24 protein-coding genes and 2 pseudogenes are annotated in these 20,566 nt (G+C 38.1%); 10 read left to right on the top strand and 16 right to left on the bottom strand.

The genetic code is table 11. The features are described from left to right. Positions 1-47: 47 nt before the first annotated feature. From DXB15_RS17925 to DXB15_RS16035, 3 genes and pseudogenes are all read right to left on the bottom strand, one after another. Positions 48-152 (bottom strand): annotated as a pseudogene (locus DXB15_RS17925) (MobA/MobL family protein); the annotation flags it as partial. A gap of 328 nt (positions 153-480) precedes the next feature. Beyond that, positions 481-795, bottom strand: a complete 315-nt coding sequence (locus tag DXB15_RS16040) for a DUF3847 domain-containing protein (protein WP_002578306.1) — start codon at positions 793-795, stop codon at positions 481-483. 145 nt (positions 796-940) lie between these two features. Next, positions 941-1,171: a helix-turn-helix domain-containing protein gene (locus DXB15_RS16035; RefSeq protein WP_002578307.1), complete on the bottom strand. Its 231-nt coding sequence runs from the start codon at positions 1,169-1,171 to the stop codon at positions 941-943. A 175-nt stretch (positions 1,172-1,346) separates the two neighbouring features. On the opposite strand from DXB15_RS16035, the gene DXB15_RS16030 reads away from it, so the two are divergent. Together DXB15_RS16030 and DXB15_RS16025 are read left to right on the top strand one after the other, a co-directional pair. Further along, on the top strand, positions 1,347-1,976 hold the full coding sequence (locus DXB15_RS16030; RefSeq protein WP_117598208.1) for a helix-turn-helix domain-containing protein: 630 nt from the start codon (positions 1,347-1,349) through the stop codon (positions 1,974-1,976). An 86-nt stretch (positions 1,977-2,062) separates the two neighbouring features. Next, positions 2,063-3,358 carry a tyrosine-type recombinase/integrase gene (locus tag DXB15_RS16025; protein WP_117598209.1) on the top strand — a complete coding sequence of 432 codons (1,296 nt, stop codon included), beginning with the start codon at positions 2,063-2,065 and terminating at the stop codon, positions 3,356-3,358. A gap of 551 nt (positions 3,359-3,909) precedes the next feature. On the opposite strand, the gene DXB15_RS16020 is transcribed toward DXB15_RS16025, so the two are convergent. The 4 genes and pseudogenes from DXB15_RS16020 to DXB15_RS16005 all read right to left on the bottom strand — a co-directional run bounded on the left by DXB15_RS16020 (position 3,910) and on the right by DXB15_RS16005 (position 5,650). Beyond that, a complete protein-coding gene (locus tag DXB15_RS16020; RefSeq protein WP_044963926.1) occupies positions 3,910-4,344 on the bottom strand; it encodes a bacteriohemerythrin in 435 nt (144 codons plus the stop codon). A gap of 75 nt (positions 4,345-4,419) precedes the next feature. Further along, complete coding sequence (gene rd, locus DXB15_RS16015) at positions 4,420-4,584, bottom strand: rubredoxin (protein WP_022035254.1); 165 nt, start codon at positions 4,582-4,584, stop codon at positions 4,420-4,422. A 254-nt stretch (positions 4,585-4,838) separates the two neighbouring features. Continuing rightward, a pseudogene (locus DXB15_RS16010) lies at positions 4,839-5,228 on the bottom strand (heavy metal translocating P-type ATPase); the annotation flags it as partial. Positions 5,229-5,431: 203 nt separating this feature from the next. Then, the gene (locus DXB15_RS16005) at positions 5,432-5,650 is read right to left on the bottom strand and encodes a cation transporter (protein WP_118703487.1); all 219 of its coding nucleotides are present in this window, start codon (positions 5,648-5,650) and stop codon (positions 5,432-5,434) included. 99 nt (positions 5,651-5,749) lie between these two features. On the opposite strand from DXB15_RS16005, the gene DXB15_RS17635 reads away from it, so the two are divergent. Continuing rightward, the gene (locus DXB15_RS17635; protein WP_330427548.1) at positions 5,750-6,379 is read left to right on the top strand and encodes an ArsR/SmtB family transcription factor; all 630 of its coding nucleotides are present in this window, start codon (positions 5,750-5,752) and stop codon (positions 6,377-6,379) included. 250 nt (positions 6,380-6,629) lie between these two features. Next, a complete protein-coding gene (locus tag DXB15_RS15995) occupies positions 6,630-7,358 on the top strand; it encodes a helix-turn-helix domain-containing protein (protein ID WP_158582287.1) in 729 nt (242 codons plus the stop codon). Positions 7,359-7,458: 100 nt separating this feature from the next. On the opposite strand, the gene DXB15_RS15990 is transcribed toward DXB15_RS15995, so the two are convergent. Genes DXB15_RS15990 through DXB15_RS15980 form a run of 3 tightly spaced genes read right to left on the bottom strand, consistent with a single transcriptional unit; the run spans position 7,459 to position 10,202 of the window. Beyond that, the gene (locus tag DXB15_RS15990; protein WP_243115678.1) at positions 7,459-8,436 is read right to left on the bottom strand and encodes an NAD-dependent protein deacetylase; all 978 of its coding nucleotides are present in this window, start codon (positions 8,434-8,436) and stop codon (positions 7,459-7,461) included. A gap of 60 nt (positions 8,437-8,496) precedes the next feature. After that, positions 8,497-9,333: an NAD-dependent protein deacetylase, SIR2 family gene (locus DXB15_RS15985; protein WP_118703484.1), complete on the bottom strand. Its 837-nt coding sequence runs from the start codon at positions 9,331-9,333 to the stop codon at positions 8,497-8,499. After that, positions 9,333-10,202, bottom strand: a complete 870-nt coding sequence (locus DXB15_RS15980; RefSeq protein WP_118703483.1) for an NAD-dependent protein deacetylase, SIR2 family — start codon at positions 10,200-10,202, stop codon at positions 9,333-9,335. The genes DXB15_RS15985 and DXB15_RS15980 overlap by 1 nt, the downstream gene beginning before the upstream one ends. Positions 10,203-10,356: 154 nt before the next feature. Between DXB15_RS15980 and DXB15_RS15975 the strand changes: the two genes are divergently transcribed. After that, positions 10,357-10,794 carry an Rrf2 family transcriptional regulator gene (locus tag DXB15_RS15975; RefSeq protein WP_117602488.1) on the top strand — a complete coding sequence of 146 codons (438 nt, stop codon included), beginning with the start codon at positions 10,357-10,359 and terminating at the stop codon, positions 10,792-10,794. A 435-nt stretch (positions 10,795-11,229) separates the two neighbouring features. Here the strand turns inward: DXB15_RS15975 and DXB15_RS15970 are convergent, their stop codons facing one another. From DXB15_RS15970 to DXB15_RS15950, 5 genes are read right to left on the bottom strand one after another with little or no spacing between them, the layout of a single operon-like run. Beyond that, positions 11,230-12,420, bottom strand: a complete 1,191-nt coding sequence (locus DXB15_RS15970; RefSeq protein ID WP_118011967.1) for an ABC transporter permease — start codon at positions 12,418-12,420, stop codon at positions 11,230-11,232. Continuing rightward, positions 12,413-13,297: an ABC transporter ATP-binding protein gene (locus tag DXB15_RS15965; protein ID WP_005338319.1), complete on the bottom strand. Its 885-nt coding sequence runs from the start codon at positions 13,295-13,297 to the stop codon at positions 12,413-12,415. Before DXB15_RS15965 ends, DXB15_RS15970 begins: the two co-directional genes overlap by 8 nt. Then, entirely contained in the window at positions 13,281-14,060 is a 780-nt protein-coding gene (locus DXB15_RS15960; protein WP_118703482.1) for a hypothetical protein, read from the bottom strand. The genes DXB15_RS15965 and DXB15_RS15960 overlap by 17 nt, the downstream gene beginning before the upstream one ends. After that, positions 14,047-14,586: an RNA polymerase sigma factor gene (locus DXB15_RS15955; protein WP_118703481.1), complete on the bottom strand. Its 540-nt coding sequence runs from the start codon at positions 14,584-14,586 to the stop codon at positions 14,047-14,049. The genes DXB15_RS15960 and DXB15_RS15955 overlap by 14 nt, the downstream gene beginning before the upstream one ends. Continuing rightward, the gene (locus tag DXB15_RS15950) at positions 14,570-15,388 is read right to left on the bottom strand and encodes a M15 family metallopeptidase (RefSeq protein ID WP_243115677.1); all 819 of its coding nucleotides are present in this window, start codon (positions 15,386-15,388) and stop codon (positions 14,570-14,572) included. The genes DXB15_RS15955 and DXB15_RS15950 overlap by 17 nt, the downstream gene beginning before the upstream one ends. A 305-nt stretch (positions 15,389-15,693) precedes the next feature. On the opposite strand from DXB15_RS15950, the gene DXB15_RS15940 reads away from it, so the two are divergent. The 5 genes from DXB15_RS15940 to mobQ all read left to right on the top strand — a co-directional run bounded on the left by DXB15_RS15940 (position 15,694) and on the right by mobQ (position 19,911). Then, entirely contained in the window at positions 15,694-16,077 is a 384-nt protein-coding gene (locus DXB15_RS15940) for an adenylate cyclase (protein ID WP_117549567.1), read from the top strand. A gap of 24 nt (positions 16,078-16,101) precedes the next feature. Further along, entirely contained in the window at positions 16,102-16,818 is a 717-nt protein-coding gene (locus tag DXB15_RS15935; RefSeq protein ID WP_118703480.1) for a replication initiator protein A, read from the top strand. Beyond that, on the top strand, positions 16,815-17,672 hold the full coding sequence (locus DXB15_RS15930; protein ID WP_118703479.1) for an ATP-binding protein: 858 nt from the start codon (positions 16,815-16,817) through the stop codon (positions 17,670-17,672). The genes DXB15_RS15935 and DXB15_RS15930 overlap by 4 nt, the downstream gene beginning before the upstream one ends. Before the next feature lie 170 nt (positions 17,673-17,842). Continuing rightward, entirely contained in the window at positions 17,843-18,064 is a 222-nt protein-coding gene (locus DXB15_RS15925) for a DUF3847 domain-containing protein (protein WP_005362330.1), read from the top strand. Between the two features lie 137 nt (positions 18,065-18,201). Beyond that, positions 18,202-19,911 carry a MobQ family relaxase gene (gene mobQ / locus DXB15_RS15920; RefSeq protein WP_118703478.1) on the top strand — a complete coding sequence of 570 codons (1,710 nt, stop codon included), beginning with the start codon at positions 18,202-18,204 and terminating at the stop codon, positions 19,909-19,911. Positions 19,912-20,052: 141 nt separating this feature from the next. On the opposite strand, the gene DXB15_RS15915 is transcribed toward mobQ, so the two are convergent. Then, on the bottom strand, positions 20,053-20,433 hold the full coding sequence (locus DXB15_RS15915) for a DUF4825 domain-containing protein (RefSeq protein WP_118137847.1): 381 nt from the start codon (positions 20,431-20,433) through the stop codon (positions 20,053-20,055). Positions 20,434-20,566 lie beyond the last annotated feature (133 nt).

Below are 20,566 nucleotides of genomic sequence, written 5' to 3'. Positions count from 1 at the left end.
TGGTCTTTTTGTGATGTCCTTAATGGAATGGATATCCTCTACTATTCTTTTTCAACCTTCATCACATCACCATTGAGATAGGCAGATGCTGATATGATGGATTTCCCTTTGCTGCGTCCAACAATCTTTACTGTATAATGAAAAATCGCCATGCTCCGTTTCCCCCTTTCTGCTGTATCCGGCTTTGATTTCCGGCAGGTAACGTTTTCCCAAAAAGAAAATGGTATCTGCCGGAACGCCCTCTGCGTAAGAGTGCCCTGTGCATAACAGCCTGCATGGAATGTGCCCCTCTGGCGAAGAGTCCCTCCTGCGGCATGAGCAGGTCTGCATGAAATGCCCGCCGACGGAACGAGCCCGGCAAGCGTAAGCGCAGACCGGTTGCCACCTGTGGCAAACTTATACGGACGACCTCTGGTTGTCCATAAGTGCGCCCTTCATGAAAAAGCAATGAAGGGAATGGAAAATCCACTCCCTCCGGCATTACACTTCCTCCGTATTCGCAACTGGCTCTTTCTGCATTGCCTTTGAGAAGAATTTCCCATTTGCTTCCTGCCTTTTTAAGAAGCCGATCAGCTTTGGGATATCATCTTCCTCAATCGCAGAACCCAGCACCGATTCCACCGCACCACCAATCTGGCAGAGCCTGTGTGTCCGCTTTTTAGTTTCCACATCTTTCTGACGTTTCTTCAGTTCCCGTTTCTGTGCTGCATACTGTTTTGCTTTCTCAAGGCTTTCCTGTTCTTTCTTTTCCAACTGGAGCATACGCTCCTCATAACTCTTTGTTGATCTTGCCATAAATATCATCGTCCTTTCTTTTTCTTCCAAACATAAGTTTCCTGTTGTCTGTCAGACGAAGTACATGGTATAATCTGTTTGCGTGTAGGTATATCATGACTCCGGTCTGATAGAACCTTTGGCGGTTTCTTCGGGAACCGCTTTTTTAAGTTGAACCGTTTCTTGTGACTGCTTTCACATTTCCCTTATCCCTCAAGTCTCTGCCCTCGTTGGCTTCCATAAAAAGTTCCAGCATATCCGTTTTGATCAGGACTTTTCTCCCGACCTTTAATACCGGAAGTTTCTTCCATTCCACCAGTTTTCTCAGGGTGTTCCTGCCGATTCCCGTATAATCAGCAGCTTCTTCAATAGATAAGGCAATCTTTCTTTGTGTCATATGACCACCTCCTTTTAAATTGCATTATGCAATTTCATTTGTGCTGTCAGTATAGCGTGTTTATATTGCTTTGTCAAGCATTATGAAATTTCATTCATTTTCTATAAATTGCATATTGCAATATATTTTGTTGCGTGGTATAGTAATGATATACCGAAAAAGGAGGCACATCAGCATGAAAGATAAAGAACTACGCAAGCTGATCGGTAGCAGGGCAAAACAGCGCCGTCTGGAATTAAATCTGACACAGCCTTATGTCGCAGAGAAGATGGGAGTTACCGCTTCCACAATCCTGCGTTATGAGAACGGTTCGATTGACAATACCAAAAAGATGGTACTGGAAGGTCTCTCGGAAGCACTTCATGTATCAATCGAATGGCTCAAAGGGGAAACCGATGAATATGAAACTGATATTACGGATAAGAAAGAATTGCAGATTCGTGATGCGATGGGCAACATTCTCAAACAGTTACCTCTTGACCTCAATAAAACAGAAGACGCTTTTTCTAAAGACTTACTGCTGTTAATGTTAAAGCAATATGAACTGTTTCTGGATTCGTTTCAGTTCGCCTGCAAAAATTACAAAGGCAGTACCAAAGATGCGGACATTGCCAAAGTAATGGGATTTGAATCGAAAGATGAATATAATGAGATTATGTTTCTTAGGGAGATCACACATACTGTCAACGCATTTAATGATATGGCGGATGTTGTAAGGCTCTATTCAAAGAAACCGGAAGCAGCAGAACAAAGGCTTGCCAATCTTTTATCCGAAGTTATGTATGAGGATTCTGAATCGGTATAGTAAGACAACCGGAGTTGTGATATACTTACACGCAAGAAGCATTTCAACAGTTCCGATTGTCTGATATCGAAAGGAGACATACGATTATGGCAAAAGGATCTGTTAGAAAAAAAGGAAAAAAATGGTACTATCGCTTCTATGTAGAAGATGCAAGCGGTAAAATGGTTCAGAAAGAATACGCCGGAACCGAGAGTAAAAGTGAGACGGAAAAGCTTCTCCGCAAGGCACTGGAAGATTACGAAAATAAGAAATTTGTCGCAAAGGCAGATAATCTTACCGTAGGAGAACTTCTGGACATGTGGGCAGAAGAAGAACTAAAAACTGGGACACTCAGCAACGGTACAGTAGAAAATTATCTTGGTGTAATCCGCTATATCAAAAAACACCCGATTGCAGACCGCAAACTGAAAACAGTTACTGCCGAACATTTACAGGCATTTCTTGATCTGCTTACATTCGGTGGTGAGTTTCCAGACGGGAAAGTAAGAAAAGGATACAGCAAAGATTATATCCATTCTTTTTCCGCAGTGTTACAGCAGTCATTCCGTTTTGCAGTATTTCCAAAACAGTTAATCAGTTTCAATCCGATGCAGTATATTAAGCTGAAAAAGCAGGCAGAGGAAGTTGAGCTCTTTTCCGATGATGAAGTGGAAGAAGGTACACAGCCGATTTCACATGAGGATTATGAACGGCTTATCCAATATCTGGAAAAGAAAAATCCACCTGCTATTCTGCCGATTCAAATTGCGTATTATGCCGGGCTCCGTATCGGGGAAACCTGTGGTCTTACATGGCAGGACATTAACCTTGAGGAACAATGCCTGACCATAAAACGCAGTATCCGCTACGACGGCATGAAACACAAAAATATTATCGGACCAACGAAACGGAAAAAAGTAAGGATTGTTGATTTTGGAGATACGCTGACTGAAGTACTGAAAGCTGCCAGAAAAGAACAGCTCAAAAACCGGATGCAGTATGGCGAATTATATCACCGCAATTACTACAAAGAAGTGCATGTGAAAAACAGGGTATATTATGAATACTATCATCTTGACGGAACACAGGAAATCCCGACAGATTACAAAGAAATCTCCTTTGTCTGCCTGCGACCAGATGGCTCTTTGGAACTGCCGAGTACACTCAGCATTGTATGCAGATCAGTGGCAAAGAAGCTGGAAGGATTTGAAGATTTCCATTTTCACCAGTTGCGTCACACTTATACCAGCAATCTGCTTTCCAATGGAGCTGCACCGAAAGATGTACAGGAACTGTTAGGACACTCTGATGTCAGTACCACAATGAATATTTACGCTCACTCAACAAGAAAAGCAAAACGGGATTCCGCAAGACTTCTTGATAAAGTAGCGAGCAATGCTTAACTAAAAATTTCCCTTATTTCCCTTGCGGATTCCGCATAAGGGCAAAAATAAGGGAAAATACATATCATTTCACTATCTAAGGGGCTGTAAGCCTTGAAAAATAAGGAAAGTTCAGGAAATCTCTCCACAAATACCGATTTTAATGTCTCTATTATACCATAATGATACTATTATAAAAAAGGAAAAAGAGCTCCTTCGAGCTCTTTTGGGTCAGTTCTGCAAACTGGAATTTGGTTGTTAAAGATTTGCAAAATATTTTTCTAATGAATCCACAAACTCACCAATATGAATTCCATCTACAAATGAGTAATACACCTGTACATATATTGGCAAGTTTTTACCTGAATTTCTTTTGGAAATATGTGTATATGTTATCCACAACATAGGGTAACAATGGGAAACTATCATTTCATAGTAATACTGTGAAATAAATAGGTTTCCTGTTCATTTGTAACTTTCTTAGTGTCGACACAGTATTCTCAAAGTTTATTCATCATAAGAACATTCACCACTTTGTCTAAATTCTGATAAAACGCATTTACTGATTTATTTTATAACCGGTCAGGATTTTCTCTTATAAAAATAAATTCCGCTACAGAGCGGTCATTTGTTTTAATGTGTCCAAACAACCAGTCAATCACATTTTTCTGTACAAGTTCACTGAACTGATCCGTTGGTCCTTCATAATCATTAAGGTATTCATACAGTACCTGAATTGTCTTTTTAAACTCTTCATGTTTTTCGTGATGCGTTTCACGCCCTGGATAACCAACGTTTTCCTGAAGCTTTTCCTCTTCTTTGAAATGAAAGTTAGTATACTCATCCAGATAATCCAGCATTTTGATTGCTTTTACCTTGCTGTCGCCATTTTGACAGGCAGTTAAAAAGTTTTGGATACGGTCAATCAATTCTTTATGCTGGGTATCGATAGTTTTATTTCCTGTAATTAAATTATCATCAAAGGTAATATTTAAATCGTAAGTCATAATCTGGTCTCCATTTCTTTTATATATTCTCTTGGAATTATTTGTATCTATCAGTTTCATATTAGCATTATCTGCTTAGTCTTCTACAGGAACAAAAACATCTTTTCCCAATCCACAGAGTGGACATACCCAGTCATCTGGAATATCTTCAAATGCAGTTCCTGGAGCAATACCTCCGTCTGGATCTCCTACTGCCGGATCATAAATATAACCACATGGTCCACATTCATATTTTTTCATAGTCATTTTCTCCTTTTCCTGTTGATTTATTTTTGTTACTAGATTTCCACCGTATTTTTCAGTGTTTTGTCTCTTTGTTTTCTACATCATTATACATAATAATTTCACTATTTTCAATAACAGTAATTGTTAATATTTTATGTTTTCAGATCTATTCTTGTCTGCATCAACTATTACGCAACAAGTAGATTCTACACGATTTCTGAAAACATAGCAGTGCATTGTTCTTTCTCATGCAGCATCATTTATTACCATATATCACTGATATTACGACGGCTCTTTCCAACCGCATACCGCTGAAACCATTCTCCTACCTGATAAAACAGCATAACTGCGATTGCTTCCAGATATTCACCATTTTCATAAACAGCTAATGATAACGCACCTACTGTGGCTACTGCCATCAGAAAGTTTTCATCAAATACCTGTCCGTTTTTGATGCCTTTTAATGCTTTTTGTATAATATCGTAGCCAATGATAGCATAATCAATCAGATAACAGAGCAACCGTATCCACCGCCCTGCAGACGGGAATAAGAATTGATCTAATTTATTAAAAGTTTCAGCTGATAAAGACTGCAATACCAGCAATATTACCGTGGCTGCCAGTATCCGCACCAGCATGATCTTTTGCTTTTTTGTCATTCCGAAATTTTGTTTATTTCCAATTATGAGAAAAATAATTGCCATAAGAATGACAGCTAAAAATAATATGTTAAAAATAACACTGTCCATTTCTATCTCCTTTCAATTATTGCTTAATAGTTTAATATTTATTATGAAAAAGCACCATCGAAACTGTCCAGGCTTTTCAAGGGTGCTTTTCCAGTTACTTGGTCAGCTAAAAATTAAAGAGCAATCTCACAATCCGGTTCTACCTTCTTGCAAGCCTTTAAAACATCTTTCATAACGGTTCTCGGCTCTTTTCCTTCCTCAAACTCCACAATCATCTTCTGTGTCATAAAGTTTACGGTTGCTGCTAAAACACCATCTGTCTTACGTGCTGCATTCTCCATCAGATTTGCACAGTTTGCACAGTCCACTTCAATTTTGTACGTTTTTTTCATGATTAAAATCCCCTTTTATTTTTATGAATGATTAAGCACTTGTTTAATCATTTTGAGTTTATTATACTGCTATTTTTCTCTCCGTCAACAGAAATTACAGTGTTCGTTCCATTTGGGATAAATGCTATTCCATTTGGGCTGAAAGCCATTCCATTTGGTACAAAAAAAGTTCAAACTATCTTGAAAAGTGAGTTTCCGTTTGGGATAAATTCATTTCTATTCAGGTTGTACAATTTGATTTCCATGCGTTATACTAGAGGAAAGATTTCACTACAAACACCTATGTCTGCTGCTGCAGACATTATCATAATCGAAAAAGAGGTAGAACATATGACACAAATTACATTGCCACATAATCATGGCGAATCAGCTGATGAGCTGTTTTCTCTGCTTCCTGCTCCACAGGAATTTCAGACATCCGCAGAACTATTCGGATTACTCAGTGATGAAAGCAGACTGCGTATTTTTTGGATTTTATGTCACTATGAAGAATGCGTAATCAACCTATCTTCCCTTGTTGGTATGAGCAGTCCTGCTGTATCTCATCATCTAAGACAATTAAAAACCCGACGGCTGATTGTCAGCCATCGGAGTGGAAAGGAAGTCTATTATAAAGCTGCTGATACCCCACAGGTTCACACTCTGCATAGCTGCCTTGAAAGATTAATTTCCTTATCCGATTCCACAGAGCATCAAACGGAGGTATCAAATGACACGGAAACACGATAAAAATACGGAAGATATTTTGAAAGATATTCCAAATGGAAAAATCATCATAAACCGCCATAACAGTACACATGAAAACGCTATTTTCAATAAGGATTTTCGCTATTGCTCCGATGGAAGGGGACTAGTAGATACCTATTCTGTTTTTCCCTGAATTGAACTTTCTTTTAATTATTACTATGCAAATTGTTTTGAATTTCAGCATAGACCTGTCCACTCTGCTATGCAGATCAATCACTGCCGAAGTGGAAGAATGGGCTGGAAAATGCAGGATCAATCCACAATATATTTGGGCCCCGGAGATTTATCTCTCCACACACTACATTCATGTGCGGATTCTGCCATGAACCTGCCATTAGGATATTATCAATGTGTATCCGTCTTCATTGATTTGGATGCGCTAACTACTACACCACCAGACATTCTTTCTGAAGCAGGCATCAACGGAAATAACCTCTACGCAAAATTTTGTGAACAAGAGGGGCATACTGCTATGCCAGCCAGCGAGAAAATCGAACATATTTTTTCAGAATTATATGATTTGCCAGAAAGAATGTACTTATCTTATTTCAAATTAAAAGTTCAAGAGTTGCTGTTGTTTTTAGATATGCTGGATTTAGAAAATACAAAAAGATTGAACCAGTATGTTTCCGGACAGGTGGAAACTATCAAAGAAATTCACAGTCTGATGACATCCGATCTAAAACGCCACTATACTATTGAAAAGTTGTCAAAACAGTACCTGATGAACACCACTACTTTGAAATCCGTTTTCAAAGCAGTCTATGGAATGCCCATCGCTTCTTACATGAAAGAATACCGTATGAATTTGGCAGCGAATATGCTGTTGCAGGAAGATAAATCTATTTCGGAAATTGCCGCCGCTGTAGGATATAAAAGCCAAAGTAAATTTACATCGGCTTTCCGAAATAAATTTCAGATATTACCTACTGCTTATCAGAAACTGTATCGTAATCAATAATTTTAATGCAAAACTGCACCCACAATATCCCTGAGTGCAGTTTTGTATCAATCAATATTCTAATGTTTCTCCATCAAGTGGAATATCAAGAACAAGTATCCTATACAAATGCACTTTCCTCTTTTGCTTTCCGCAAATCTTTTAACACTGTTCCTATATCTCCCAAAATAGCAATCCCCTTATCTTCAATGAATTCCGGCAAAAACTGATATTCTGAATTTACGGAGATATAATATGCATCTTTCAAGCTGTTTGTCAGTTCCCAAAACGGTTCCTGTATAAACATCGGTGTCATGCGCCCTACTCCAAGTTCTATCAAGAGAATTTTTCTATCTTTGTTCTTTTGAATGTATTTTGAGATTTTCTCATATTCTTCTTCGTATTTTTTCCCTTGCAGAAAGTTCCCATATCCTCTTACCCACGGAAACATTTCCGCACCACAATGAGGGCAGCGAGGAATCAGTTCATCCGGCACCATTGTCCCCTCTCCCATAGCCGCAATCATATCTGCCACAGGTTGTACGGCATCCCATGTTTCATCCTGACAACACTGGGAACACTGGAAGAAACGATGATCTCCCTGAATCTCACTGACCTTTTCTTCCGGATAAAGCTTTACAAACTGTGTATCCTGATTAGTCGTTAAGATATGAAAATCCTTTCCCTGCAAAATTCTATCCAAATCCAGATATGGCTCTCTGATAGGAGCATTTTGTGTAGTATTTAAAAAGGTTGCCACATATCCCCAGTGTTCATTTCTTGTAGAAAACCGATGCATCATTCCGCTAAAAGCACCTTTGAATCCATACTTATCTGCAAATTTTCCAAAATGCTCACGAAAAGAAGGGGTATCACTATAATAAAAGTCACCACCTCCAGCCGCTGATAAACCGGATGCTCCGCCTACTATGATACACTCTGCCCCCTGCACTCTGCGAACAAATTCCTGAATCTGTTCCTCATAAGGAAGTGGTTTTTGTTTGCTCAACACTACAGCAGCACCGCCGGATGCATAGGTACTATAGTGTCTGGAATAGTTCATTTGTGTTTTCATTACCAAATTTTCGTAACAGCTCATTTTTTTCATTCTCCTATCTCACAACTGTAATATCTTTAACTACCTTACTTAGTCTATCATTCACTTTCTGATTTCCTTTAACGCTACCGTAAGATTACCATCCACACCGATGGATTTTTCTTTGATTTCCTCTGGAATGTAAATTTCGCCCTTGTTAAATGTGATATATCTTGCCTGTGGTTCTACTGCTGCAAGATGCATCAAAGGAGCTTTAATCATCTGATTTCTCCAACCAATGCCAAATTCCAGAATTACCAGCTTCTTTCCATGTAAGTTCTGAATAAATTCTTGATAGCGGGCAGCCTTTTCCTTCCAATTTTTCGTTTCTTTAAACGAGGACATCTCACCCCAATTTACTTCCATATCTCCACCGCATTTTGGACATTTCGGCAGTAACTCTTTGGGTACTCTTCCGTTTACTTCCTCTTTTATCATTGCAATAACTTCTTTTTGATTAGGATAAACCTCGTCGTGACATCTGTTCTTGCACCGCATCTGGGTTAATTTCCCTTCCATTTCAAAAACACGGTCTGCCTCAAAACCTGCCGGCACAAAATGATCCTCCGCATTGGAAGTTACTACGAAATATTCTTTATCCTTTACTAGTGCATAGATGTTTTTCATAATCTCACTCGGCTCATCCTGCATAGCTTTTGCCTTAACAAGTCTGCTTACAAACGCCCACTTTTCTTCTACCTTCATTGGCACTGAAAATCCGTGTAAAATACAACTCAGTCCGTATTTTTCTCTGAAATCTCCCATATTTTTCTGAAACCATGCGTCATCTGCAAAAATATTATATCCCTCTGCGATAGACAAACCATTACTGGCTCCAATCAAAATACCATCTGCTTTTTTGATGATTTGACTTATCTCTTGATATACATTCATCTTCATCACCTTTCCTTTCCCGCTATGTTTTCTTTCAAATCCCGCAGGGTTTCTGCCAAATCTCCTGCTATATAAATGCCTTTGTCTTTTATATGTTCTGGAGTTGAGGATTTCTTCTGATTCAGACAGGCATAAAACACCTTTTCATTTTTGTATGTCATTTCCCAAAAAGGAAGTTTAATAATACTGGGTGTCATCTCACCAACCCCCAGCTCCAACAGTACAACATTCTTATCAGTTCCATTCATGAGATATTTTTTTAGGAAATTCTCATATCGCCTTACACCTTCTCTCCAGTCTTTTCCCTCCAAAAATGTATCATCCCTTACCCAGGGAACCATGATTCTTCCACACTCATTACATCTTGGCAGAAGCTCGGAAGTAACACGCAGCTCCCGGATATTTTCGTTCATCCTGCGAATCATTTCTACATTGGAATAAATTTGGTCATGACAAGGCTGACTGCATTGAACATAACCGCTGTTACCTTGATAATCGCAAATCCTTTCTTTCTGAAAGATCCGTTCAAACTGCATATCTATATTGGTTGTTAAAACAAAGACTTCTTTTTCCGCCACAATATCACGCAGGTCATAGTATGGCTGTCCTGTAGGTGCATCCCACATACTTTGTATGTAACGTGCATAATATGCCCACTGTTGTTCCGGCGATGAATAACAGTAGTAAAAACCGTCAAAAGGAGATTTCAGTCCATACCACTCCTTGAAATCTTGTAAACATTCCTCCATATAGGGTAGCCAATGATAATGGTTATATCCCGCCGCACTGGAAAGACCAGAACCGCCGCCTATCAAAACGGCATCTGCCTGACGGATTTTATCTGCCAGAAAACTGACTTGTTCCTCCTTTTGCATACACCACTTTATCTCCTTTTTTATATCAGATTCCACACTTTTTATTTTGCTTGACTTTTATTTTTTTACTTGTTAAAATTAAATTTACATCAAGCATTAAAATCATATTATCATGTAATTTTAAAAATTGCAAGAAGAAAATTCGAGGTGACAAATGAAATATTCCACAAAGCTTAGTGACACCATTCATATTCTTATATTTATTGCTCTTGGAGATGACGAACAACTCTCCAGCACAAAAATTGCAGAAAGTATCAAGACAAACCCGGCTTATGTCAGACAGCTTATGGCAACCCTGAAAAATGCAGGCATTGTTGTCAACACACAAGGTCATGCGAATGCCGCTCTTGCAAAATCGGCAGATAAAATCAATATGTATGACATCTACCGAGCTGTAGAGGGCGATAAGCCGCTGCTTCACCTGGACACAGATACCAATCCGGATTGTGGAATCGGTATCAACATTCAATTCGCTATTGGGGACTTCTATCATGAAATTCAAAATATGGTAGATGAAAAAATGAAATCCATTACATTGCAGGATATTATTGATCGGTATTATTTTAAAATCAGGAAAGTTAAAACCCTTTAACTAAACAAAAATAGCAAGCACTGCCTGTGTCATGACACAGGCGAAATCCCCCACACTTTCCTATCGTCTGTGTGGTTAAATTTCCATAGGGAAGTATCCCTAACCCTCTTTCGATTTTTCTTCGGTTTTCCGTTGGAATACCTTGACCTTTCCTACCGTCTTTGCTGCAATTTGCCTTGGGTAGTTACACCCAGAATTGAATTAAACACGAAATAGACTGTTGTAAAAACCGAACATTTTACAGCAGTTTTTTTGTACCCATTTTCAGGAAGGACGTGACTCAATAGCAAACAGAAACATCACCAATTCGGTCTTTTAACAAAATAAGTACAATTTACGGCGGGCAACTTGCCCGCCGTAAATCTTTAAATTATGCTTTGATTTTTCCAGAAAATATTTTACTTACTTTGTTTTTCATGAGTATGAATACAATTTTTACTTATTTCCGTATCTGCGAAAACTCTTATAAATAAAAGGCAGTAAGGCTATTGCCATCACTGTATACATTACCATTACAAGCGGAATTTGTCGAAATACACAATTCCCAATCTGATAAATAAGTGGGACTTTTACACTTGCCTGTACATTTGTCAAAATTGTTGGTATCAAATTGAAAAGCGTTGTATACCCAGAAAGTGCCCGTCCTATAAATGGCAATAAGCAATATAAAAAGAACGGAATGCAAACAGCGACACTAATTGTATGCATTTTAGCCGCTACTAACATAGACACTACAGCCGCCAGCATACTGGCTATAAATCCACATACAACTGTCAACAAATAGTATTGTCCATATGACATAATGTAAATACTATATGCCTGATACATTTGATAAGGTGTATTCATACCACTGGTTCCCATAATTCCAAAACAAATCACACTAAGTAATATAATTCCCATACAATAAATCATAACCGTCGTAGCTATTCCTGCCAGTATTTTTGTTTTAACAGCTTTTGTACGTCCATACTTTGTAGAGAAAAATACTGCATCTGCTTTTGTCTGAAAATCATCTGCAAATATTCCAGCACAAATAAAACCAACTATGATTGCCAGGATAATAGAATACGTTTCTACATACATAATCATAGTATCCCATGAACTATAAGATTCGTATTCTACTGGTAATTTTATTTCATTATATTTCTTTTCCAAGTATTTTTTCTGTACAGAAGTCTTTCCATATTCTTCTGCCATCTTTTCCATATTTTTATGATAAGTGTCATAGAACTCTTGTATATTTTCTTCTGTCATTTGATTCAGAACACTTTCATCATATTCTGCATCCGGTGTTAATACCGATATTATAAAACTCCTAATATCATCTATCGGTTGTAATGTCGTTCCGTAAATAGCATTTTCTTCTGAGGATTGTGTCATCGCATTTTTATTTTGTTCTATAACTTTTCCAAGTTCATCTTCTGTCAATGTACCTTTCCATGCTCGTCTGTTATCTGTAAGTTTTCTTGTTGCCATAATTCCAGTACTAGCATTTCCATTCTCATCCACATAGCGATTACTTGTAACTGCAAATCCGCTAAAAATGACAGCAAGTATCAATGCCAATCCGATTGCAAATACATTAATTTTCTTTGAAAAAATTCGTTTTAATTCTAATTTAAGCATCTTGTTTCTCCTCCGATTTTTCTCCAAAATAAAATAGAAATGCATCTTCCAGATTTTTTTCTACAGCCACAGCATCTTCTGTTGGCTTTTCTATTGAAATAATTCTAAGCTCTGCTCCGGTTTTTGTTGTTTTTATATTTCCAACCAAATATTCATTCATATATTTGTCTATCATACTTCTCGAAACATTACATTGCCATACCTTTTCTTTCATAGAAGATACTAAATCTTCCGCAGTACCTGCATAAAAAAGTTCTCCATCTTTCATTAACATAATGTTATTCGCAATGTACTCAATATCCGATACAATATGTGTAGACAAGAGCACCAAACGTTCTTCCGACAATTCACTAATTAAATTACGAAAACGTATTCTTTCATTCGGGTCTAATCCAGCGGTAGGTTCGTCCAGGACAAGAATTTGCGGATCGTTTAACATCGCCTGTGCTATTCCTACACGTCTAACCATTCCTCCAGACAAATTCTTCATTTTTCTTTTACTGAATTTTTCCATTCCTACTTGATTTAATAATTGCTTCACTTTTTTTCTGGCAAACGGCATTTTTAACCCTTTTATAGAAGAAATGTACATCATATAATCATATACGGTCAAATCTGGATAATATCCAAAATCCTGTGGTAAATATCCCAGAACTTCTCGGTATTCACCTCCTAGTTTCCATATATCTTTACCATTCCATAATATTTGTCCTTCTGATGGTTGAACAATCGTACAAAGCATACGCATTAATGTGGTCTTTCCTGCTCCATTTACTCCAAGCAGTCCATAAATTCCTTTTTCCATAACACAATTCACTTTATTAACAGCATTTACTTCTCCGTATTGTTTTGTTACATTTTTAAATTCTAATTTCATACGTGTAATCCTCCAAAATTTTTTCATCAAATAGCAATGACTTCTGAACACAAAAAATAAAATATACAAAAGTCAATATCAGCATAGCCACCCATACCGGAGTTACAATTTTCTGATAAATAACATCATTTGCAACAATCATCATCCATAAACCAACCCATACCAGACAGGAAAGCACTGCTATATATTCTGATTTTTCCCATCTGCTGTACAATACACGAAAACATATACAACATGAAACATTTACTGGAAGCAAAAAATTAACCACCAAATCACTTAACGAGAGTATTGTTGTTTGATATGTAATTGCCAAAAACGCCATAACGATCACCAGATCCACTACTCCAAACATTAACATTCTTGCTGTACAAATCTGACGCAGTGTGTAATAAGACGCCTGCTCAATTTCAATCGCACCATTTCTTCTGTTTTTCCAAATTTCCGGGACAATCAGAACCACAAATATGGTGGCAGATATTCCCATAATCCTCATCATATCTTTTATGTCTGACGTATAATTACTCAACCATATCCATAAACACATAAGAATACAACCTTGTAAAATCCACCATCTTTTTTTTATGAATTTTGTCTGCCCATACAAAAATTCAAAATAAGATGTTCTATGCGATTGTTTCGATAAAACCGACTCTGCCAAAATATTCTGACATGCTTTTACTGTTCTGTTTTCTGCTTCAATCCTTACATATTTTTTTTCAATCTCCTCTTTATATTCCTTTATTTGCTGCTTATATTTCATCATAGTTTTTCACCTCCAACTCTTTCATCAAAAGTTCTTTCGCTCTTCCAATTCGATATTTTACAAGCGAAAGTTTTATGTGAAGTAATTCTGCAATTTCTCTTTGTTTCAATTCTTGAAAAAAATATAAAACTGCCGTTTCTCTAATTTCTTCCGGTAACTTTCTCACTGCCTGTTCAATAGTTAATCGGACTCCTAGCTCTTCTACATGATTTTTACTACAGTCCCCTGATTTTAGCAGTTCCTCTGATGGAATATCTTTTTTCTTTTTGTAATAATTTTTAACGGTATTTCCGGCAATTGTATAAAGATAATTCTTAACTTTTCCATATTCTTTATATCTATATAAATTGGAAAAGAAACGTGTAAACACTTCTTGTGTCAAATCTTCTGCCTCATATGGATCATTGATATGTAGCAAACAATATTGATATATCCTTGAGTAATATTTTTTGACCAGTTTTTCACACGCATCTTCATCTCCTGCTCTTGCTAGATGTACTAACAAAGAATCAGTTTTGTATTCCATTCGCAAATTTGCCTCCTCTGTTTTCTATATAATATAACAATCCTACTATAAAAAAAGTTAGGATTCTCTTTTGTTTATATTTATATTTTTCTAAATATTCTTCCAAACATAAATTTTCTTCTTTCATTATTTTAGCGACAGTCGTTCCAACATAACGGTAATGCCATGGTTCATTACTAATTCCTGTTATATCCGTTTTATCTTCCGGGTAACGTTTTACAAACCCATATTTATATGCATTTTCGTCTAACCATTGATATACTTTTTCAGAAGAACATTTGTCGGTATCCGCATTAATATCAACACTCAGTCCTAATTGGTGTTCGCTTGTATCGGGAATTGCAACATATTTCTCGGCTCTTTTTTTTGCTTCTTTCGCAGAATATCCTTGTTTTTCATATTCATTGATTTTCTCGTCCATAATTTTTTGTTGTTCTTCTGTTGTTCGATATCCTTCTCTAACAAACAGTGCCAGCCCCTCAGCTCTTGCATCATTAAACATTTGTTGTAATTCTGGATAAATCCGTGAATCTACTTTTTTACCATTCGATAATTCTGTCAATTCTACTTGATAATTATTTGGAATATAATGATTTCGATCGACCAAAATAAGATTCCATTCACCCGAAGTGTCTGCAAAGGACTTTTCTGACTGCAAAATTTTCGGTAATGTTAATTCTCCAACCTGCACATCGATTTTTATTGTTCTCCACATTACAACGGTTATTATGATAGTCATTAAAAGAATGAATACTCGTAAAATATTCTTTCTTCTGCGATTGCTGTATCTTCTTTTGTTCATTTTCTCTCCCACACTTTCATTATCAAAATATTTCTACTTTTAATATAATTAACAACCAAAACGACAAAAGAGTTAGTATCTAAACTTATTTATCAATAAAAAGTTTATTTTTTCTCAATTCCAGCTCAATTTCCCCTCAATGCCTTTTTCCTCCGATTTTCGTATGCTTATCCCACAGCAGAGCAGTACCACACCGGTACGACCTGCTGAATCAATCAATACGAAAACGGAGGTGTTTTTTATGCGAGAACTCAGAAACACAAAAATTATTGCTGTAGATGCACCTGAAAAGGAGGGGATAAACCATGCAGAACAATATCCGCAACACAAACCTGCGCTTTAATCTGGACAAAGAACAGCAGCGGAGAGCCTGGGAATATTTACAGACGATGGACAGGCAGGATTTTAAATCTTACAGTCAGGTAATCTCTCTTGCACTGGTAGATTATTTTGACCGCTACTACCGCACACAGGCTGATCCTTATCTGGAAACAAGAGAACGGGAAGAACTTTTTGTGAAACAGATTGTAGATGCAGTGGAAAACAGTCTGAAACAGGCATTGCCACTTTTTCTTTCTGGACTGACTGCAGGCATGGTGCAAAGGGAGCCCCAAATCAGGGCGTCCTTTCCAGCACCTGAAAATTCACAGCCAGATAGTGATGTAGACTGGGATTTTCTTGGAGAATAAACCCTTTTGATTGGAGGTGAACACATGACGGACTTTCTGACAGCAGACACCAACCTGCCATCTTATATGATGTTTCCCCGTTTCCTTCTGGACATGGAAATAAACGAAACTGCCAAAATGCTTTATATTATCCTGCTCGACCGGGCAAGGCTTTCCCAGAAAAATGAGGGCTGGTCAGATACAGATGGTCATGTGTTCATTTACTTTACGATTGAAGCACTGGCAGAAGTTCTCCACAAAAGCCAGATGACTGTTAAAACTGCTCTGGCAGTACTGGAAAAACAGGAGCTTATCTTCCGAAAACGGCAGGGACCCGGACAGCCTAATCGGATTTATGTAAAACTCCCAAAAGAAACCATCCACTATACAGACAAATTTCTTTCCCTAAGACAGACAGAAAACTGTCCTATTGACAGACAGGATTCTTTCCCTGATACAGACAGAAAACTGTCTGGTAATAAGAAAGAGATAAAAAAGAACAATTTAGAAAAAAGAGGGAGTAAGGATCCACTCTCACCCTATGGAAAATTTCAAAATGTTTTTCTGTCAGAAAAAGAGCTTGAAGATATCCGGCAGACAATCCCTGACTGGCAGGATTATATTGAACGCTTATCCGGTTATATGGCTTCTACCGGAAAGCAATATCAGAACCATGCAGCTACCATCATCAGTTGGGCAAAACAGGATCATCCTGCTTCCCGGCAAAGGAATTACGAAAGTGAGGAATACGAAACACTATGACAAGATTTACAGAAAAAGAAAATGCTATAACACCAAACAGAGAACTTCAGCCTGATGAATATTTTAACGAAACAGACCACCTGATCTACTGTTCCAAATGCAATACGCCAAGACAATGCCGGCATGAATTACAGGGAAAGGTTCTTATTCCTTCCATCCGCTGTAAATGCCAGCAGGAAATCTTTGAGCAGGAAGAGGCCCAGAGAAAACTTCATGAAAAACAAATGGAAATAGAGCATCTTAAAACCAGCGGCTTACAGGACAAAGCACTCTATGACTACACTTTTGCCAGGGATAACGGCATCAATCCGGAAATAAAACTGGCACACAATTATGTAAGCAACTGGGAAGAGATGAAAGCAAACGCTTCCGGACTTCTCATCTGGGGTGATGTCGGTACTGGAAAATCTTTTTTTGCAGGCTGCATTGCCAATGCCCTTCTGGAAAAAGGCGTTCCTGTACTGATGACCAACTTTTCCCGGATTCTGAATACCCTTACCGGAATGCATTTTGAAGACAGAAACCAGTTCATCAACAGCTTAAACCGCTACAGTCTTCTGATTATTGATGATCTCGGAATTAAGCGGAACTCTGACTTTGCACTGGAACAGGTATTCAATGTGATCGACAGTCGTTACCGCAGTAAAAAGCCTATGATCATAACGACCAATCTCACTTTATCCGAGCTGAATAACGCCGCTGATATCGCACACAAACGAATTTATGACCGTATTCTGGAGAGATGTATTCCTGTCCGTATCAATAACCGGAATATTCGTCAGGACAATGCAACAGCTAATTTAAAACAGGCGAAAAAAATCCTGTTGAACAATCATGCTCCGAACCAGAATTGACTCGAAGAAGTATAACACAATGATTACTTTTCACTGACAGTGGTACTACTTTCTTTCCTCATTTATTACCAGAAATATGCCACTGTCAGTTATCTAAAACCATAGTACCAAACCAAAAGATTTTAAAACCAAAACTGCCCGGATACGGGCATAAAAAGGAGGTGCCAGATATGGCAGATAAAAGAATCATGACACCGGAAGAAAAAGCACTTTTACAGGCAAGACACCGCCAGGAAGAAGCCGAAGCAAGAAATCGCAAAAAAGAACGTGATGCCAGAACACACCGATTAGTCCAGGAAGGAGCCATTCTGGAAAGTATTGTTCCCCATATTAAAGAAATGGATTTAGATTCCCTGAAACGGGAGCTGATGATCCGGCTACGGGGAATGTAAACGCACAAGTTCTACTCCCGAAGGGCGCACTTACTCACCACCTGATAAATCAGGCAGTGGTATCCCCTTCGGGGCTCGTGCGCTCTGCCGAGGGCTTTATCCGCTGTTGCAGGCAACATCGAAAGGAGGTGCCAGATATGGCAATTTATCATATGCAAGCCAAAGTCGTCAGCCGTGGTTCCGGTCGGTCTGCTGTTGCTGCTTCTGCTTATATGAGCTGTAGCCGGATGTACAATGATTACGATGGTATTCAGCATGACTATACCAGAAAGCATGGTCTCATTTATCAGGAAGTATTGCTCCCACCGATGGCTCCACCAGAATGGAAAGACCGTGAACAACTCTGGAATGCTGTGGAAGCTGCAGAAAAGACAAAAGACAGCCGACTGGCAAGGGAATTTGTTGTCGCACTTCCCATTGAATTAGATAAGGACAGTAATATTTCTCTTCTAAAAGATTTTATTCAAAAGAACTTTATAGATATGGGCATGTGCGCTGACTTTGCTATTCACGATACGGATGGACACAATCCTCATGCACACATTCTGCTTACCGTCCGTCCACTGAATGGAAACGGAACATGGCAGTATAAAACAGAAAAAGAATATCTCTGTATAAAAAATGGGGAAGAAAAAGGATTTACAGCTACTGAATTCAAAGCTGCACAAAAAGATGGCTGGGAAAAGCAATACAGATATAAAGTTGAAAAAAAGAAGATTTATATGACCGCATCTGACGCACAGGAAAAGGGCTATGACCGCATCGACAAGCATCCTAAAAGTAGCCGCTACGGCAGACAGAATCCTATTTCTGAACAATGGAACAGTGATGAGCAACTCTGTGTCTGGAGAGCAAACTGGGCAGATACTGTAAATGAAATGCTTGCCCGCAATCAGATAAATGCATCCATTGATCACCGCAGCTTTGCAGATCAGGGAATCACCGAACAGCCGACCATCCACGAAGGCTACATTGCCCAGAATATGGAAAAGAAAGGAATGATAGCTGACCGCTGTGAAATCAACCGTCAGATTCGTGCAGATAACCAAATGCTCCGGGAATTAAAAACTCAGGTATCGAAACTGGCTCAGGCTGTCAAACATTCTATTCCTGTAATTGCAGAAACAATGGAAACTATCCGAAATCATATGATTTTTACACAATATCATTTACTTCATAATGAGATGCAAAAAGAAGTAATTCATGATTGGATGAATCATTTTAATCCAATACTGAATAAATACAACACCGTTAAAAAGAAACTCAAAGCTAAAGTTACGGAACGGAAAGAACTGAATGTGCAAAAGGATAAAACCAGTATTTTGAATCCCATCCAGCATATAAAATTGAATCAGCAGCTTACAACTGTTACCGAAGAAATTGAAGAACTGAAATCAAGGAAAGAGCAGCTAATCTTCCAGGCAGAATGCTCTACCGATAAAGATATGACGAATCTATCCAAGAAATATGACCAGATGAATAACAATCTTGATATTCTTGATTCTCAGGACATCTCCCTTAAAAAACAGCTTGAAAAAGATGCCGCTGCTTTCCGGGAAGAAAAATTTCGTCCTGATCCAGAACAATACACAGAATTGCTGGACACCAGAATCCAGATACGTCCTGATTTTCGGGACAAGCTGATAGAGCAACTCAAAGGTACGTTCGGTAAATATTATGACTATCACCGTCGTGATATTGCAACCAATGAAGTGGATTATCTCAATGTGGAAGATCCTGATGTCTTCTCCCATCGTGCATGGGAACTTAAATATCAAAGAGAACAGGAAATACGGCGAAATCAGCCTGCTCGGACTAAGAAAAAGTCATATGATATAGAATTGTAACCGTCTTTGAATAGATAATATGTTCTTACAAATCTCTTGTTCAAAAATGAATTTTTTTCAAAAAAGCGTATGGATTTAAAACTTCCATACGCCTTTTTATATTCCGCTCTTCAAATTGTCTAAAAGTTGACTAAAAATATATCACCGTTCATATGATGCAATAATTTCTTTGCTATCTGCTGTTTTATAATCAATTGTTCCCAAATTACCAATCAAGTCAAATGTCATATCTGCATTAACCTGCAATTCATCTTCAAGTTTGACTGCCGACGGCTCATCTTTTAGAAAAACTGTTAATCCATAAGGCTCTGTTTCAGACTGTATCTCTATACTGTCATATGAGTATCCCTCTGGATACTCTTGACCGCTTACAATATTTATAACATTTGAAGAATCTCCTACATAATCTGTCTTATACTGCGATAAATCAGGAATTTCGTACAATTTTTCTTTTTTTCCGCACGCTGAAATCAACATGATTGATACGGCAACTAACATAATTGCAAGTACTTTTTTCTTCATAGAAACACCTCCCGAAATCTTTATTCAACACTTTTCGATTTGAGTAAAAGCCCAAGGGACTTTAATGTCCCTTACAGACTGTAGACAAAGCCCTGCTTTTGCAGGGTTTTGCTATTGTTGGAACCGCTTTTCT

It is taken from the genome of Roseburia sp. OM02-15, from assembly GCF_003481835.1.
GTDB classification, from domain to species: domain Bacteria; phylum Bacillota; class Clostridia; order Lachnospirales; family Lachnospiraceae; genus Eubacterium_I; species Eubacterium_I ramulus_A.
Note: the sequence above shows the minus strand (reverse complement) of the source record. Positions and strands in the feature narration are given on the sequence as shown.